This window comes from Streptomyces sp. Root1304, from assembly GCF_001426405.1.
GTDB lineage: Bacteria > Actinomycetota > Actinomycetes > Streptomycetales > Streptomycetaceae > Streptomyces.
Map to the genome: position 1 here is coordinate 1,183,647 of NZ_LMEP01000012.1, position 14,936 is coordinate 1,198,582.

The window sequence follows — 14,936 nt, forward strand, 5'->3', positions numbered from 1 at the left end:
GATCAGGCCGACGCCGGCGGGTACAGACCGCGCGGCAGCTCCGACGCGGCCGCCGCGTCGAGCAGCCACAGCGTGCGCGAGCGGCCGCGGGCGCCCGCAGCCGGGGCCTGCACCTCGCCCGCGCCCGACAGCGCGATGGCCGCCGCCTTCGCCTTGTCCTCGCCGGCCGCGAGCAGCCAGACCTCCTTGGCCGACCGGATCGCCGGAAGGGTCAGCGAGATCCGGACCGGCGGCGGCTTGGGCGCGCCGCGCACACCGACCACCGTCCGCTCGGTCTCGCGGACCGCGGGCAGCTCCGGGAAGAGCGAGGCCACATGGGTGTCCGGGCCGACGCCCAGCATCAGGACGTCGAAGGCCGGCACCGCGCCGTCCCCGGCGGCGGCGAGCTCCGCCGCGTAGGCGGCCGCCGCGGCGTCGACATCGGCGCCGTACGGCCCGTCCGAGGCCGGCATGGCGTGCACCCGGGCCGGGTCGAGCGGCACCCGGTCGAGCAGGGCCTCCCGGGCCTGGGTGACGTTCCGCTCGGGGTCTCCCTCGGGCAGGTACCGCTCGTCGCCCCACCAGAGGTCGAGCCGCGACCAGTCGATCGCGTCCCTGGCGGGCGTCGAGCCGAGGGCCTTGAGCAGGCCGTTGCCGTTGCGGCCGCCGGTGAGGACCACCGAGGCGGAGCCGCGGACGGCCTGGGCGTCCACGATCCGGGTGATCAGCCGGGCCGCGGCGGCCTCGGCCATCAGTTCCTTGTCGCGGTGGACGACCAGCTGAGGGGTGCTCACTTGGCCGCCGCCTTCTTGGCCGTGGCCTTCTTCGCCGAGGGCTTGGCGGGCGCGGGGGCCGGTGCCTCGACCGTCTCCACGACCTCCTCGGGCTCGGGAGCGGTCATGGCCGCCTCCTCGTCCAGTCGTTCGAGACCGAACTTGAGCGCCGTCGCGTAGGTGTCGTCCGGGTCGAGCCGGCGCAGCTCCTCCGCGATCAGCTCGGCCGTCTCGCGGCGCTTGAGCGCCACGGCACGGTCCGGCTGCCCCTGGATGGAGAGCGTCGCGAGCGAGCCGTCCGGCCGGTCGAGCACGATCGGGCCGGAGCTGGTCTCCATCCGTACGGAGGTGAGACCGGGGCCCGCCGACTTCGCGCGCCGCACGGGAACCTTCAGCCGCTCCGCGAGCCACATGGCGAGCAGTTCGACGCTGGGGTTGAACTCCTCGCCCTCCACCTCGGCGGAGGTCACCTCGCACACGACCTGGTCGAGCGCGGCGGCCAGCATCGAGCGCCACGGGGTGATCCGGGTCCAGGAGAGGTCCGTGTCCCCCGGGGTGTACGCGTCCGCGCGCGCGGTCAGCTCGTGGATGGGCTGCTCGGCGGCGTACGTGTCGGTGACCCGGCGCTGGGCGAGCGCGCCCAGCGGGTCCTTCGCCGGGTCGGTCGGCGCGTTCACCGGCCACCAGACGACGACCGGCGCGTCCGGGAGGAGCAGCGGCAGGACCACCGACTGGGCGTGGTCGCCGACCTCGCCGTACAGCCGGAGGACCACCGTCTCGCCGGTGCTGGCGTCGGCGCCGAGGCGGACCTCGGCGTCGAGCCGTGCCTGGGAACGGTCCCGCGGGGAGCGCGAGACCCGCTTGATGACGACGAGGGTCCGCGAGGGGTGCTCGCGGGACGCGTCGTTGGCCGCCTTCAGGGCGTCGTAGGCGTTCTCCTCGTCGGTGACGATGACGAGGGTGAGCACCATGCCGACGGCCGGGGTGCCGATCGCCCGCCGCCCGAGCACCAGCGCCTTGTTGATCTTGGAGGACGTGGTGTCCGTCAGGTCGGTCTTCATGGCCGGCGCCAGCTCCGTCCGTCTCGTGCGAGCATCTCGTCCGCCTCGACCGGACCCCAGGTCCCGGACTGGTACTGCGCGGGCTTGCCGTGCTTGTCCCAGAACTGCTCGATCGGGTCGAGGATCTTCCAGGACAGCTCGACCTCCTCGACGCGCGGGAAGAGGTTCGAGTCGCCGAGCAGGACGTCGAGGATGAGCCGCTCGTACGCCTCGGGGCTGGACTCCGTGAAGGACTCGCCGTACGCGAAGTCCATGGACACGTCCCGGATCTCCATCTGGGTGCCGGGCACCTTGGAGCCGAACCGCATCGTCACGCCCTCGTCCGGCTGGACCCGGATGACGATGGCGTTGCGGCCGAGTTCCTCGGTCGCGGTGTGGTCGAAGATGGAGTGCGGGGCGCGCTGGAAGACGACCGCGATCTCCGTGACGCGACGGCCCAGACGCTTGCCGGTGCGCAGGTAGAAGGGGACGCCCGCCCAGCGGCGGTTGTCGATCTCCAGCTTCACGGCGGCGTAGGTGTCGGTCTTCGACTGGGGGTCGATGCCGTCCTCCTCCAGGTAGCCGACGGCCTTCGCGCCGCCCTGCCACCCGGCCGCGTACTGGCCGCGGACCGTGGACTCGCCCAGGTCCTTGGGCAGCTTCACCGCGCCGAGGACCTTGGTCTTCTCGGCCGCGAGCGCGTCGGCGTCGAAGGAGGCGGGCTCCTCCATCGCGGTCAGCGCGAGCAGCTGGAGCAGGTGGTTCTGGATGACGTCACGGGCGGCGCCGATGCCGTCGTAGTAGCCGGCGCGGCCGCCGATGCCGATGTCCTCGGCCATGGTGATCTGCACGTGGTCGACGTACGACCGGTTCCAGATCGGCTCGAAGAGGGTGTTGGCGAAGCGGAGCGCCAGGATGTTCTGGACGGTCTCCTTGCCGAGGTAGTGGTCGATCCGGAAGACCTCGTTGGGCGGGAAGACCTCGTGGACGACCTCGTTGAGCTCCTTGGCGGAGACCAGGTCGTGACCGAAGGGCTTCTCGATGACCGCGCGGCGCCAGGAGCCGTCCTTCTGGTCGGCGAGCCCGTGCTTCTTGAGCTGCTGGACGACCTTGGGGAAGAACTTCGGCGGCACGGACAGGTAGAAGGCGAAGTTGCCCCCGGTGCCCTGCGCCTTGTCCAGCTCCTCGATGGTGGCCTTGAGCTGCTCGAAGGCGTCGTCATCGTCGAAGTCGCCCTGGACGAAACGCATCCCCTGGATCAGCTGCTGCCACACCTCCTCGCGGAACGGGGTGCGCGAGTGCTGCTCGACGGCGTCGTGGACCTCCTGCGCGAAGTCCTCGTCCTGCCACTCGCGCCGGGCGAAGCCGATGAGCGAGAAGCCCGGCGGCAGCAGGCCGCGGTTGGCGAGGTCGTAGACGGCAGGCATCAGCTTCTTACGGGACAAATCGCCCGTGACGCCGAAGATCACCAGACCCGACGGCCCCGCGATGCGCGGGAGCCGTCGGTCTGCGGCGTCACGGAGCGGGTTGGCTCCGTGGACTGCGCTCAAAGTGCTTACGCCTCCGAAGGTGCGAGGCGCGAGAGCTCCGCCTCGGTGGACTTGAGCAGGTCGTTCCAGGACGCCTCGAACTTCTCGACGCCCTCGTCCTCCAGGAGCTGCACGACGTCGTCGTAGGCGATGCCCAGCTTCTCGACGGCCGCCAGCTCGGCGCGCGACTGGTCGTACGTGCCGCGCACGGTGTCACCGGAGACGACGCCGTGGTCGGCGGTGGCCTCCAGGGTGGCCTCCGGCATGGTGTTGACCGTGCCGGGGGCGACCAGGTCCACGACGTACAGGGTGTCCTTGTACGCCGGGTCCTTGACGCCGGTCGAGGCCCACAGCGGACGCTGCTTGTTGGCCTGCGCCTTGTCGAGGGCGGCCCAGCGCTCCGAGGAGAAGACCTCCTCGTACGCCTCGTAGGCGAGGCGCGCGTTCGCCAGCGCGGCCTTGCCCTTGAGGGCCTTGGCCTCGTCGGTGCCGATGCCGTCCAGGCGCTTGTCGATCTCCGAGTCCACACGGGAGACGAAGAAGGACGCCACCGAGTGGATCTTGGAGAGGTCGAGGCCGCGCTCGCGGGCCTTCTCCAGACCCGCCAGGTAGGCGTCCATGACCGCGCGGTAGCGCTCCAGCGAGAAGATCAGCGTCACGTTGACGCTGATGCCGAGGCCGATGACCTCGGTGATCGCCGGCAGACCCGCCTTGGTGGCCGGGATCTTGATGAGCGTGTTCGGCCGGTCCACCAGCCAGGCCAGCTGCTTGGCCTCGGCGATCGTGGCGGTCGTCTCGTGGGCGAGACGGGGGTCGACCTCGATGGAGACCCGGCCGTCCTGGCCGTCGGTCGCCTCGAAGACCGGCCGCAGGATGTCGGCGGCGTCGCGGACGTCCGCCGTCGTGATCATGCGGATGGCCTCGTCGACGGTCACCTTGCGGGCGGCGAGGTCCGCGAGCTGCTGCTCGTAACCGTCCCCGTGCGAGATGGCCTTCTGGAAGATCGACGGGTTGGTGGTCACACCGACCACATGGCTCTGGTCGATGAGCTCGGCCAGGTTGCCGGACGTGATCCGCTTGCGCGAGAGGTCGTCCAGCCAGATCGCGACGCCTTCGTCGGAGAGGCGCTTGAGAGCGTCTGTCATGAGAATTGCATCTCCATTGAGTCGTACGTATCCGCGTCAGCGCGCGGCGGCAGCGATCGATTCCCGTGCGGCGGCGACGATGGCCTCCGGAGTGAACCCGAACTCGCGGAAGAGGACCTTCGCGTCCGCCGAGGCACCGAAGTGCTCCAGCGAGACGATCCGGCCGGCGTCCCCGACGTACCGGTGCCAGGTGAGACCGATGCCGGCCTCGACCGCCACGCGGGCCTTGACCGACGGCGGCAGGACCGAGTCCTTGTACTCCTGGTCCTGCTCCTCGAACCACTCCACGGACGGCATCGAGACCACCCGGGTCGGGACACCGGCGGCCTGGAGCTGCTCGCGGGCCTCGACGGCCAGGTGCACCTCGGAACCGGTACCGATCAGGACCACCTCGGCGTCGCCGCCCTCGGCCTCGAACAGCACGTAGCCGCCCTTGACCGTGTCCTCGTTCGGCGCGTACGTCGGCACGCCCTGGCGGGTGAGCGCCAGACCGTGCGGGGCGCCCTTGCCGAAGACCTTGGTGTGGCGCTGCATGATCTCGCGCCAGGCGATGGCCGTCTCGTTGGCGTCCGCCGGACGGACCACGTTGAGACCCGGGATCGCGCGCAGCGAGGCCAGGTGCTCCACCGGCTGGTGCGTCGGGCCGTCCTCGCCCAGACCGATCGAGTCGTGGGTCCAGACGTACGTCACCGGCAGGTGCATCAGGGCCGACAGACGCACGGCGTTGCGCATGTAGTCGGAGAACACCAGGAAGGTGCCGCCGTAGATGCGCGTGTTGCCGTGCAGCGCGATGCCGTTCATCTCCGCGGCCATGGAGTGCTCGCGGATGCCGAAGTGGATCGTGCGGCCGTACTTGTCGGCCTCCGGGAGCGGGTTGCCCTCGGGGAGGAACGACGAGTCCTTGTCGATCGTCGTGTTGTTCGAGCCCGCGAGGTCGGCCGAGCCGCCCCACAGCTCCGGGATGACCGCGCCGAGCGCCTTGAGGACCTGGCCCGAGGCGGCACGGGTGGCGACACCCTTGCCCGGCTCGAAGACCGGGAGCTTCTCGGCCCAGCCGGCCGGCAGCTCGTTGGCCTGGATGCGGTCGAACTCGGCCGCGCGCTCCGGGTTGGCCGTACGCCACTCGGCGAGCTGCTTCTCCCAGGCGGCGCGGGCCTCACGGCCGCGGTCGCCCAGCGAACGGGTGTGCGCGATGACCTCGTCCGAGACCTCGAAGGTCTGCTCCGGGTCGAAGCCCAGGACGCGCTTGGTGGCCGCGATCTCCTCGTCGCCGAGCGCCGAGCCGTGCGCGGCCTCGGTGTTCTGCGCGTTCGGCGCGGGCCAGGCGATGATCGAGCGCATCGCGATGAACGACGGACGCCCGGTCTCGGCCTCGGCGGCCCTGATCGCCGCGTACAGCCCGGCCGGGTCCAGGTCGCCGTTGGCCTGCGGCTCGACGCGCTGGACGTGCCAGCCGTACGCCTCGTACCGCTTCATCGTGTCCTCGGACACGGCCGTCTCGGTGTCGCCCTCGATCGAGATGTGGTTGTCGTCCCACAGCAGGATCAGGTTGCCGAGCTTCTGGTGGCCGGCGAGCGAGGACGCCTCCGCGGAGATGCCCTCCTGCAGGCAGCCGTCACCGGCGATGGCGTAGATCCGGTGGTCGAACGGAGAAGCGCCGTCGGCGGCCTCCGGGTCGAACAGACCGCGCTCGTAGCGGGCGGCCATCGCCATGCCCACCGCGTTGGCGACACCCTGGCCCAGCGGGCCGGTCGTCGTCTCGACGGCGGCGGTGTGGCCGTACTCCGGGTGGCCCGGGGTCTTCGAGCCCCAGGTGCGGAAGGCCTTGAGGTCGTCCAGTTCGAGCCCGAAGCCACCCAGGTACAGCTGGGTGTAGAGGGTCAGGGACGAGTGGCCGGCGGAGAGGACGAACCGGTCGCGCCCGACCCACTCGGGGTCGGCCGGGTCGTGCCGCATCACCTTCTGGAAGAGGGTGTACGCGGCGGGCGCCAGGCTCATCGCCGTACCGGGATGGCCGTTGCCGACCTTCTGTACGGCGTCCGCGGCCAGGATGCGGGCGGTGTCGACGGCCCGCTGGTCCAACTCGGTCCACTCGAGGTCTGTGGTGGTCGGCTTAGTGCTCACCCTGGGTCAGGGCTCCTCTCCACATGTCTTGGGCCGGTGACTGAGGGTGTACCGGCGTTGTCGAGCCTACCCCCGCCGGAACGCCCCTCTTTTCGTGTGCATGCCCCTCAAATGAGCGGACAGGGCAAGACTGCCGCCGCCCGTGCGACTTCGCCTCCCGAAGCGCGTCCACGCCTTGGGACACACCGCCTCAACACGACCCCACCCCCGCGAAGATCGGCGTCTGGGCAACGTCTACAGTGGCGTGGTACGCGCAAGCTTTACCCCGTCTTCATCCGGGGAGCTTGCTGGGAATTTCTCTGTCAGGGGTGTGCGTGACGGCCGTCGAGTCCCGACCCGCAGGGGTCGTCTTGACTCCCAGCCCGGGGGGCCATCGGCCGTTCGGGGCCCGCGTCAAGGCATTCGTGGCGCTGACCAAGCCGCGGATCATCGAGCTGCTGCTCATCACCACCGTGCCGGTGATGTTCCTCGCCGAGCAGGGCGTGCCCGACCTGTGGCTGGTGCTCGCCACCTGCTTCGGCGGCTACCTGTCGGCGGGCGGCGCCAACGCGCTGAACATGTACATCGACCGCGACATCGACGCGCTGATGGACCGCACCTCCCAGCGACCGCTGGTCACCGGCGTGCTCACACCGCGAGAGGGCCTGGTCTTCGGCCTCAGCCTCGCCGTGATCTCCACGCTCTGGTTCGGCCTGCTCGTCAACTGGCTGTCCGCCGCGCTCTCGCTCGGCGCGCTCCTCTTCTACGTCGTGGTCTACACGATGATCCTGAAGCGGCGCACCGCGCAGAACATCGTCTGGGGCGGCATCGCCGGCTGCCTGCCGGTGCTCATCGGCTGGTCCGCCGTGACGAACTCGATGTCCTGGGCCGCGGTCATCCTCTTCCTCGTCATCTTCTTCTGGACGCCGCCGCACTACTGGCCGCTGTCCATGAAGGTGAAGGACGACTACGCGCGGGCCGGCGTGCCCATGCTCCCGGTGCTCGCCTCCAACAAGGTCGTCGCCAAGCAGATCGTCCTCTACAGCTGGGTGATGGTCGCCGTCTCGCTGCTCCTCACCCCCCTGGGCTACACCGGCTGGTTCTACACCGCCGTGGCGGTGCTCACCGGCGGCTGGTGGCTCTGGGAGGCGCACGCGCTGCTCAACCGCGCCAAGGCGGGCGCGACCGGCGCGAAGCTCAAGGAGATGCGCCTCTTCCACTGGTCCATCACCTATGTGTCGCTGCTCTTCGTGGCCGTCGCCGTGGACCCCTTCCTCCGCTAGGGCCTGTCTGACACCGCACTCCTCCCGCTCGTACGAGCGGAACGGCCGACGGCCGGGTCACGTGGGACAGCCCACACGGCCCGGCCGTCGCCAGTGGATCTACCGCTCGGTAGCATCCCTTTCATGGCAGAAACGAAGCAGGAAGAGCGCAGGGCGGCCAGGCTCGCCAAGGAGATCAAGGCCTTCTCCGAGCAGCACGGCGGCTCCGAGGGACACCTCGCGCACATCGGCCAGGCGGGCACCCGCATCGTCCTGGTCGGCACCGACGGCGGCTGGGGCGACCTCGTCGCCCCGACGCACGAGATCGCCCGCCTGGCCGCCGAGAAGGCCGGACTGACCCTCCACGAGGAGTTCGACGGCGAGTTCGCCGCCAAGGTCACCACCGGCCCGTACGAGTGGACCCGGATGGCCGGCATCCAGATCGGCGGACCCTCCAACAGCTGAGGCAACAACCTCGCGCGGGGCTCACCCGTTAGGACGTGTGGAGACGCGACACGTCCACACAGGGAGCCCCCCGAGATGATCGACACGCCGGACCTGGTGGACCAGTACTGCCACGGGGTGCTCCGCACGGAGCTCGGCCTCGGCACCTTCGAGGCCCGCCTCGGCGCCCAGCTCGGCGGGAGCGGCACGCTGCCCGCCCCGGGCACCACCTTCTTCGACACACAGACCGGCTTCGCCGTCCGCCGCTGGTGCCCACCGGTCCTCGGGCTCGAACCGCACTGCCCGCCCGCCCGCTACCTCGCACGCCGGCGCGAACTCGGGGCGGCGGAGGCGGGTCGCCGGCTGCTCAGGGCCTCCGGGATCGCCGCCTACCTGGTCGACACCGGACTCCCCGGCGACCTCACGGGCCCCGCCGAGCTGGCCGCCGCGGGCGCCGCGGAGGCCCATGAGGTCGTCCGCCTCGAACCCCTCGCCGCACAGGTCGCCGACACCTCGGGGACCGTCGAGAACTTCCTCGGCAACCTCGCCGAGGCCGTCCACGGGGCCGCCGTCCACGCCGTGGCCCTCGCCTCCGCCGCGGGCGTACGCCAGGGGCCGGGCTGCACGCCCGCCCCACCCGGACCCGGGGAGGTACGCGGCGCCGCGGGGCGCTGGCTCGCCCGGCGCACGGCCGGCGGACCGCTCACCGACCCCGTCCTGCTGCGCCATCTGCTCTGGACCGCGGTCACCGCCGGGCGCCCCCTCCAGCTGCACACCGACGACCGGGACCCGGCGGCCCTCGCGAACTTCGCCGCCGCCACGGCGGGGCTCGGCACCGACCTCGTCCTGCTGCACTCCTACCCGCACCACCGGGCCACCGCGCACCTGACCGGGGTCCATCCGCACGTCTACGCGGACCTGGGCCCCGTCCTCGCCCACAGCGGGGCGCGGGCGGCGGCCGTCCTCGCCGAGGTCCTGGAGCGGGCGCCCTTCGGGAAGCTGCTGTTCTCCAGCGGCGCCCACGGGCTGCCCGAGCTGCACGTGGTGGCCGCGAGCGTCTTCCGCACCGCGCTCACCCGGGTGCTCGGCGAATGGGTCATGGACGGCGCCTGGTCCCGTACGGACGCGCAGCGGGTGGCGGGGATGATCGCGGCGGAGAACGCGCGACGGGTCTACCGGCTGGCGGGGAGCCGGTAGACCCGTCGGGTCGCGGGGGTGGCCGGGACTCAGGCCTTGGCCAGCTCCGCGTCGGCCTGGGCCGGGATGTCCGCGGTGGGCACCGGGCGCTCGCGCAGGCTCAGGGCGAGCCGCAGCACGGCGATCCACATCAGCGAGGAGCCGAGCATGTGGGCGGCGACCAGGAGCTCGGGAACCCCGGTGAAGTACTGGACGTAGCCGATGACGCCCTGCGCGAGCAGCACGATCAGCAGGTCGCGGGCGCGGGCCCGGGTGTCGAGCGGGGCGTCGACCACGCGCAGGACCAGCCACATCGCGAGCGCCAGGGCGCAGACGACCCAGGCGGCGATGGCGTGGACGTGCGCGGCGTCCGTCCAGTTCCAGGGCATGCGCGGGACGTCGCTGCTGTCGCCGGCGTGCTTGCCGGCGCCGGTCACCGTCGTACCGAGCACGATGAGCAGGGCCGAGACGATCGTGATCGCCCAGGACAGCTTCCGCACCGGGCGCGGCACGCGCGGGCGGGGGGCGGTGTCGCCCTCGCCGGTCCGGTGCCAGGTGATGACCGCGACCGTGAGCAGGGAGTTCGCGGCGAGGAAGTGGCCGGCCACCGTCCACGGGTTGAGGCCCATCCACACCGTGATGCCGCCGATGACGGCGTTGCTCATCACGATCCAGAACTGGGCCCAGCCGAGCCGGGTGAGCCCGCGCCGCCACGGCTTGGTGGACCGGGCCGCGACGATCGCCCAGCCGACGGCGGCCGACAGGACGTACGTCAGCATCCGGTTGCCGAACTCGATCACGCCGCGGTAGCCCTGCTCGGGCGTGACGATCAGGCTGTCGTCGGTGCACTTGGGCCAGGTGTCGCAGCCCAGACCGGAACCGGTCAGCCGGACCGCGCCGCCCGTGACGATGATGAGGACGCTCATCACGACGGCGGAGAGCGCGGCGCGCCGGAGCGTCCTGGGGGACGGGGTCCAGCGCCTGGCGATGGAGGCGAGGGGGGTCAGCACGCGCCCTATCGTAGGCGGGGGCTTGTGCACGCTTTCACGAGGGGTGCCTTGTCGGGAAACGTCACCCTCTGGGATCCCTCCGCTACTCCCAGCGGAAGAACTTCGCCGCCGCGCCGAGGCCCAGCACCGCCCAGACCGCCAGGGTCAGGGCGTCGCCCCAGGGCAGGGACGCGCCGTCCTGGAGGATCGCGCGCAGCCCGTCGGAGAGGGCCGAGATCGGGAGCAGCTCCAGGACCGAGCGGGCCGCGTCCGGGAACTTCTCCAGCGGGACGATGACCCCGCCGCCCACCAGGAGCAGCAGGAACACCAGATTGGCCGCGGCCAGCGTGGCCTCCGCCTTCAGGGTGCCCGCCATCAGCAGGCCGAGGCCGGAGAAGGCGGCCGTGCCGAGGACCAGGAGGAGCAGGACGGAGAGCGGGTTGCCGTGCGGGGACCAGCCCAGGGCCAGGGCGATCACCGTCAGCAGGGCGATCTGGAGGACCTCGGTGACCAGGACGGCGAGCGTCTTCGAGGTCATCAGGGCCCAGCGGGGGAGCGGGGAGGCGCCGAGGCGCTTGAGCACCCCGTACCGCCGCTCGAAGCCGGTCGCGATGGCCTGGCCGGTGAAGGCGGTCGACAGGACGGCGAGGGCGAGGACGCCCGGGGCGAGGAAGTCGACGGCCTCGTCGGCGCCGGTGTCGACGATGTCGACCGTCGAGAACAGCACGAGCAGCAGCGAGGGGATGATCACGGTGAGCAGCAGCTGCTCGCCGTTGCGCAGCAGCATCCGGGTCTCGAGGGCGGTCTGCGCCGCGATCATCCGGCCGACGGGGGCGGCGCCGGGCTTCGGCGCGTACGTACCAGTGCTCACGACCGCGGTTCCCTGCTCGTCGGTTCCATGCTGTGCCGACCCGGGGGGCGACCCCCGGGCCCCCGGCGAATCACCGTGTCGACCGGCGTCATCCGCGCAACTCCTTGCCCGTGAGCTCGAGAAAAACGTCTTCGAGGGTGTGGCGCTCGACGGCGATGCCGTCGGGCATGACCCCGTGCTGGGCGCACCAGCTGGTGACCGTGGCGAGCAGCTGCGGGTCGACGGTGCCGCTGATCCGGTACGTGCCCGGGAGCGGCTCCGCCGCGGCCGTGCCGTCGGGGAGCGCCTTCAGGAGCGAGCCCAGGTCGAGTCCGGGGCGTCCGGTGAAGCGCAGGGTGTTCTCGGCGCCGCCCCGGCAGAGCTGCTCGGGGCTGCCCTGGGCGGCGACCCGGCCGGCGTCGACGATGGCGACGTCGTCGGCGAGTTCCTCCGCCTCCTGCATGAAGTGGGTGGTGAGGACCACGGTCACGCCGTCGGCGCGCAGCTCGCGCACGAGGTCCCAGGTGGCGCGGCGGGCCTGCGGGTCGAGTCCGGCGGTGGGCTCGTCGAGGAAGACCAGCTCGGGGCGGCCGACGACGGCCATGGCGAGCGCGAGGCGCTGCTGCTGGCCGCCGGAGAGACGCCGGTAGGTGGTGCGCCCGCAGGAGCCGAGGCCGAGGCGCTCGATCAGGGCGTCCACGTCCAGGGGGTGGGCGTGGAGCTTCGCCATGTGGCGGAGCATCTCGTCGGCGCGGGCGCCGGAGTAGACGCCGCCGGACTGGAGCATGACGCCGATCCGGGGGCGCAGGGCGGCCGCGTCGGCGACCGGGTCGAGGCCGAGGACGCGGACGGTGCCGGCGTCGGGCCTGCGGTAGCCCTCGCAGGTCTCGATGGTGGTGGTCTTGCCGGCGCCGTTTGGGCCGAGGACGGCGGTGACCGCGGCCGCCCGTACGTCGAGGTCGAGGCCGTCGACGGCGGTCTTGCTCCCGTACCGCTTGACCAGGCCGCGGACCTGGACGACGGAGGCGGAGTCGGAGTCGGTGTGCTGGGTCCCGCGCATGGAGGAAGTCTAGAGAGGGGGCGAAGGTCCTCCCGGCCCGGGTCCCGGGACGGGGCGGCCGCACCCGGCCGCTAGGGCCTGTCGTCACACTCCCGTCTGCCCCACGACGCCTGGCACGCGCTCTCGCCGCACCGGGCGAAAGCCCGAGTACGGTCCAGTACGAGGGCTTCCGCCCGGCACGCCGAGAGCACGCACCAGACGCCGCGGGGCCGCCCTTCGGGCAACGACGGGAGTGTGACGACAGGCCCTAGGCGGGGCGGGCCGGAGCGCTGATTCGTCCTACGAATGATCGTTTTTGCAGCTCAGGTAAGCCTTACCTGAGTGATGTACGGCACCGAGGCCGCCACCGGCGCGGCTTGTCAGTCCGAGATTAATTACGCAACAATGGCGTTGTGAAAAACGTTGGCGCGGCTCCGGTGGAGGAACTCGCGACCCGAGAGCGTTCGACGCGCAACCGGGTCGCGCGGTCGATCCTGGACCACGGTCCCTCGACCGTCGCCGACCTGGCCGAGCGGCTCGGCCTCACCCAGGCCGCCGTCCGCCGCCACCTCGACTCGCTCGTCGCCGACAGCGTCGTGGAGGCCCGCGAGAAGCGCGTCTACGGGACCCGTACCCGCGGCCGTCCCGCCAAGGTCTTCGCGCTCACCGACTGCGGCCGGGACGCCTTCGACCAGTCCTACGACTCGCTCGCCGTCGAGGCACTGCGCTGGATCGAGCGCAACGCGGGAGGGGAGGCGGCCGTGGCGGCCTTCGCCCGCGACCGCATCGAGTCCCAGTCCGAGGGCTACCGCGAGGCCGTCGACGCGGCCGAGCCCGAGCGGCGGGCCGAGGCGCTCGCCAAGGCCCTGACCGCGGACGGGTACGCTGCCACTGCGCGGAACGCGCCGGTCGGCGAGCAGCTCTGCCAGCACCACTGCCCGGTGGCCCACGTCGCCGAGCAGTACCCACAGCTGTGCGAGGCGGAGACGGAGTTCTTCTCCCGCCTCCTGGGAACACACGTCCAGCGTCTGGCCACCATCGCCCACGGTGACGGCGTCTGCACCACGTTCATCCCGCACAGCGCTCCACAGACCACTGAATCAGCATCCGCAAGCACGGCCGGGAGGAACCCCGCATGACCACCGAGATCAGCCACCCCGAGCTCGAGGGCCTGGGTCGGTACGAGTACGGCTGGGCCGACTCCGACACCGCCGGTGCCACCGCCAAGCGCGGTCTGAACGAGGACGTCGTCCGCGACATCTCCTCGAAGAAGAACGAGCCCGAGTGGATGCTGAAGCTGCGTCTCAAGGGTCTGCGGCTCTTCGGCAAGAAGCCCATGCCCACCTGGGGCTCGGACCTCTCCGGCATCGACTTCGACAACATCAAGTACTTCGTGCGGTCCACCGAGAAGCAGGCCGAGTCCTGGGAGGACCTGCCGGAGGACATCAAGAACACGTACGACAAGCTCGGCATCCCCGAGGCGGAGAAGCAGCGCCTCGTCGCCGGTGTCGCCGCCCAGTACGAGTCCGAGGTCGTCTACCACCAGATCCGCGAGGACCTGGAGGAGCAGGGTGTCATCTTCGTCGACACCGACACCGCGCTGAAGGAGCACGAGGAGCTCTTCCGCGAGTACTTCGGCACGGTCATCCCGGTCGGCGACAACAAGTTCGCCTCCCTGAACACGGCCGTCTGGTCCGGCGGCTCGTTCATCTACGTGCCGAAGGGCGTGCACGTCGAGATCCCGCTCCAGGCCTACTTCCGTATCAACACGGAGAACATGGGCCAGTTCGAGCGGACGCTGATCATCGTCGACGAGGACGCCTACGTCCACTACGTCGAGGGCTGCACCGCCCCGATCTACTCCTCGGACTCGCTGCACAGCGCCGTCGTCGAGATCATCGTGAAGAAGGGCGGCCGCTGCCGCTACACGACCATCCAGAACTGGTCGAACAACGTCTACAACCTGGTGACCAAGCGCGCCGTCGCCTACGAGGGCGCCACCATGGAGTGGGTCGACGGCAACATCGGCTCCAAGGTCACCATGAAGTACCCGGCCGTCTACCTCATGGGCGAGCACGCCAAGGGCGAGACCCTGTCCATCGCCTTCGCGGGCGAGGGCCAGCACCAGGACGCCGGCGCCAAGATGGTCCACATGGCCCCGAACACCTCCTCCAACATCGTCTCCAAGTCGGTGGCGCGAGGCGGCGGCCGCACCTCCTACCGCGGTCTCATCGAGATCGGCGAGGGTGCCCCGGGCGCCAAGTCCAACGTGCTCTGCGACGCGCTGCTCGTCGACACGATCTCCCGCTCGGACACGTACCCCTACGTGGACGTGCGCGAGGACGACGTCTCCATGGGCCACGAGGCCACCGTCTCCAAGGTCTCCGAGGACCAGCTCTTCTACCTGATGAGCCGCGGCCTCACCGAGTTCGAGGCCATGGCGATGATCGTCCGCGGCTTCGTCGAGCCCATCGCCAAGGAACTCCCGATGGAGTACGCCCTGGAGCTCAACCGGCTGATCGAGCTGCAGATGGAAGGCGCGGTCGGCTAACAGCCACCGCACCAGCAGCGACCGACTCACACGTACGCAGGAAGAGAGCAACACGA

General features: G+C 71.0%; 13 protein-coding genes. 5 read left to right on the top strand and 8 right to left on the bottom strand.

Going from position 1 to position 14,936, the window contains the following annotated elements; all coding sequences use genetic code 11:
* Positions 1-2: 2 nt before the first annotated feature.
* From pgl to tkt, 5 genes are read right to left on the bottom strand one after another with little or no spacing between them, the layout of a single operon-like run.
* Positions 3-773 carry a 6-phosphogluconolactonase gene (gene pgl, locus ASD33_RS18145; protein ID WP_056561032.1) on the bottom strand — a complete coding sequence of 257 codons (771 nt, stop codon included), beginning with the start codon at positions 771-773 and terminating at the stop codon, positions 3-5.
* On the bottom strand, positions 770-1,813 hold the full coding sequence (opcA, locus tag ASD33_RS18150) for a glucose-6-phosphate dehydrogenase assembly protein OpcA (protein ID WP_056561035.1): 1,044 nt from the start codon (positions 1,811-1,813) through the stop codon (positions 770-772). The genes pgl and opcA overlap by 4 nt, the downstream gene beginning before the upstream one ends.
* Positions 1,810-3,342, bottom strand: a complete 1,533-nt coding sequence (gene zwf, locus ASD33_RS18155) for a glucose-6-phosphate dehydrogenase (protein WP_056561038.1) — start codon at positions 3,340-3,342, stop codon at positions 1,810-1,812. The genes opcA and zwf overlap by 4 nt, the downstream gene beginning before the upstream one ends.
* Positions 3,343-3,347: 5 nt before the next feature.
* Positions 3,348-4,466: a transaldolase gene (tal, locus tag ASD33_RS18160; RefSeq protein ID WP_056561041.1), complete on the bottom strand. Its 1,119-nt coding sequence runs from the start codon at positions 4,464-4,466 to the stop codon at positions 3,348-3,350.
* A gap of 36 nt (positions 4,467-4,502) precedes the next feature.
* Positions 4,503-6,590, bottom strand: a complete 2,088-nt coding sequence (gene tkt / locus ASD33_RS18165; RefSeq protein WP_056561043.1) for a transketolase — start codon at positions 6,588-6,590, stop codon at positions 4,503-4,505.
* Positions 6,591-6,904: 314 nt separating this feature from the next.
* On the opposite strand from tkt, the gene ASD33_RS18170 reads away from it, so the two are divergent.
* The 3 genes from ASD33_RS18170 to ASD33_RS18180 all read left to right on the top strand — a co-directional run bounded on the left by ASD33_RS18170 (position 6,905) and on the right by ASD33_RS18180 (position 9,472).
* Positions 6,905-7,852: a heme o synthase gene (locus tag ASD33_RS18170; protein ID WP_056561046.1), complete on the top strand. Its 948-nt coding sequence runs from the start codon at positions 6,905-6,907 to the stop codon at positions 7,850-7,852.
* A gap of 123 nt (positions 7,853-7,975) precedes the next feature.
* Complete coding sequence (locus tag ASD33_RS18175) at positions 7,976-8,296, top strand: hypothetical protein (RefSeq protein ID WP_056561050.1); 321 nt, start codon at positions 7,976-7,978, stop codon at positions 8,294-8,296.
* Between the two features lie 75 nt (positions 8,297-8,371).
* Complete coding sequence (locus tag ASD33_RS18180) at positions 8,372-9,472, top strand: amidohydrolase family protein (protein ID WP_056561053.1); 1,101 nt, start codon at positions 8,372-8,374, stop codon at positions 9,470-9,472.
* Positions 9,473-9,501: 29 nt separating this feature from the next.
* On the opposite strand, the gene ASD33_RS18185 is transcribed toward ASD33_RS18180, so the two are convergent.
* The 3 genes from ASD33_RS18185 to ASD33_RS18195 all read right to left on the bottom strand — a co-directional run bounded on the left by ASD33_RS18185 (position 9,502) and on the right by ASD33_RS18195 (position 12,350).
* Complete coding sequence (locus tag ASD33_RS18185) at positions 9,502-10,470, bottom strand: COX15/CtaA family protein (protein ID WP_107103752.1); 969 nt, start codon at positions 10,468-10,470, stop codon at positions 9,502-9,504.
* Between the two features lie 73 nt (positions 10,471-10,543).
* Positions 10,544-11,260, bottom strand: coding sequence for an ABC transporter permease (locus ASD33_RS18190; RefSeq protein WP_056561584.1), 717 nt, complete (start codon positions 11,258-11,260; stop codon positions 10,544-10,546).
* Between the two features lie 139 nt (positions 11,261-11,399).
* Positions 11,400-12,350 carry an ABC transporter ATP-binding protein gene (locus tag ASD33_RS18195; protein ID WP_056561059.1) on the bottom strand — a complete coding sequence of 317 codons (951 nt, stop codon included), beginning with the start codon at positions 12,348-12,350 and terminating at the stop codon, positions 11,400-11,402.
* Between the two features lie 392 nt (positions 12,351-12,742).
* Here ASD33_RS18195 and ASD33_RS18200 point away from each other — a divergent pair, with 392 nt between their 5' ends.
* The gene (locus ASD33_RS18200; RefSeq protein WP_056561062.1) at positions 12,743-13,468 is read left to right on the top strand and encodes a metalloregulator ArsR/SmtB family transcription factor; all 726 of its coding nucleotides are present in this window, start codon (positions 12,743-12,745) and stop codon (positions 13,466-13,468) included.
* Positions 13,465-14,880, top strand: coding sequence for a Fe-S cluster assembly protein SufB (sufB, locus tag ASD33_RS18205; protein ID WP_056561066.1), 1,416 nt, complete (start codon positions 13,465-13,467; stop codon positions 14,878-14,880). The genes ASD33_RS18200 and sufB overlap by 4 nt, the downstream gene beginning before the upstream one ends.
* Positions 14,881-14,936: the final 56 nt, after the last annotated feature.

Coding starts and splice junctions, on each gene's coding strand:
- ASD33_RS18195 (WP_056561059.1), bottom strand. CDS start 12,350: ATGCGCGGGACCCAGCACACCGACTCCGACTCCGCCTCCGTCGTCCAG.
- ASD33_RS18180 (WP_056561053.1), top strand. CDS start 8,372: ATGATCGACACGCCGGACCTGGTGGACCAGTACTGCCACGGGGTGCTC.
- opcA (WP_056561035.1), bottom strand. CDS start 1,813: ATGAAGACCGACCTGACGGACACCACGTCCTCCAAGATCAACAAGGCG.
- tal (WP_056561041.1), bottom strand. CDS start 4,466: ATGACAGACGCTCTCAAGCGCCTCTCCGACGAAGGCGTCGCGATCTGG.
- ASD33_RS18175 (WP_056561050.1), top strand. CDS start 7,976: ATGGCAGAAACGAAGCAGGAAGAGCGCAGGGCGGCCAGGCTCGCCAAG.
- sufB (WP_056561066.1), top strand. CDS start 13,465: ATGACCACCGAGATCAGCCACCCCGAGCTCGAGGGCCTGGGTCGGTAC.
- ASD33_RS18190 (WP_056561584.1), bottom strand. CDS start 11,260: ATGATCGCGGCGCAGACCGCCCTCGAGACCCGGATGCTGCTGCGCAAC.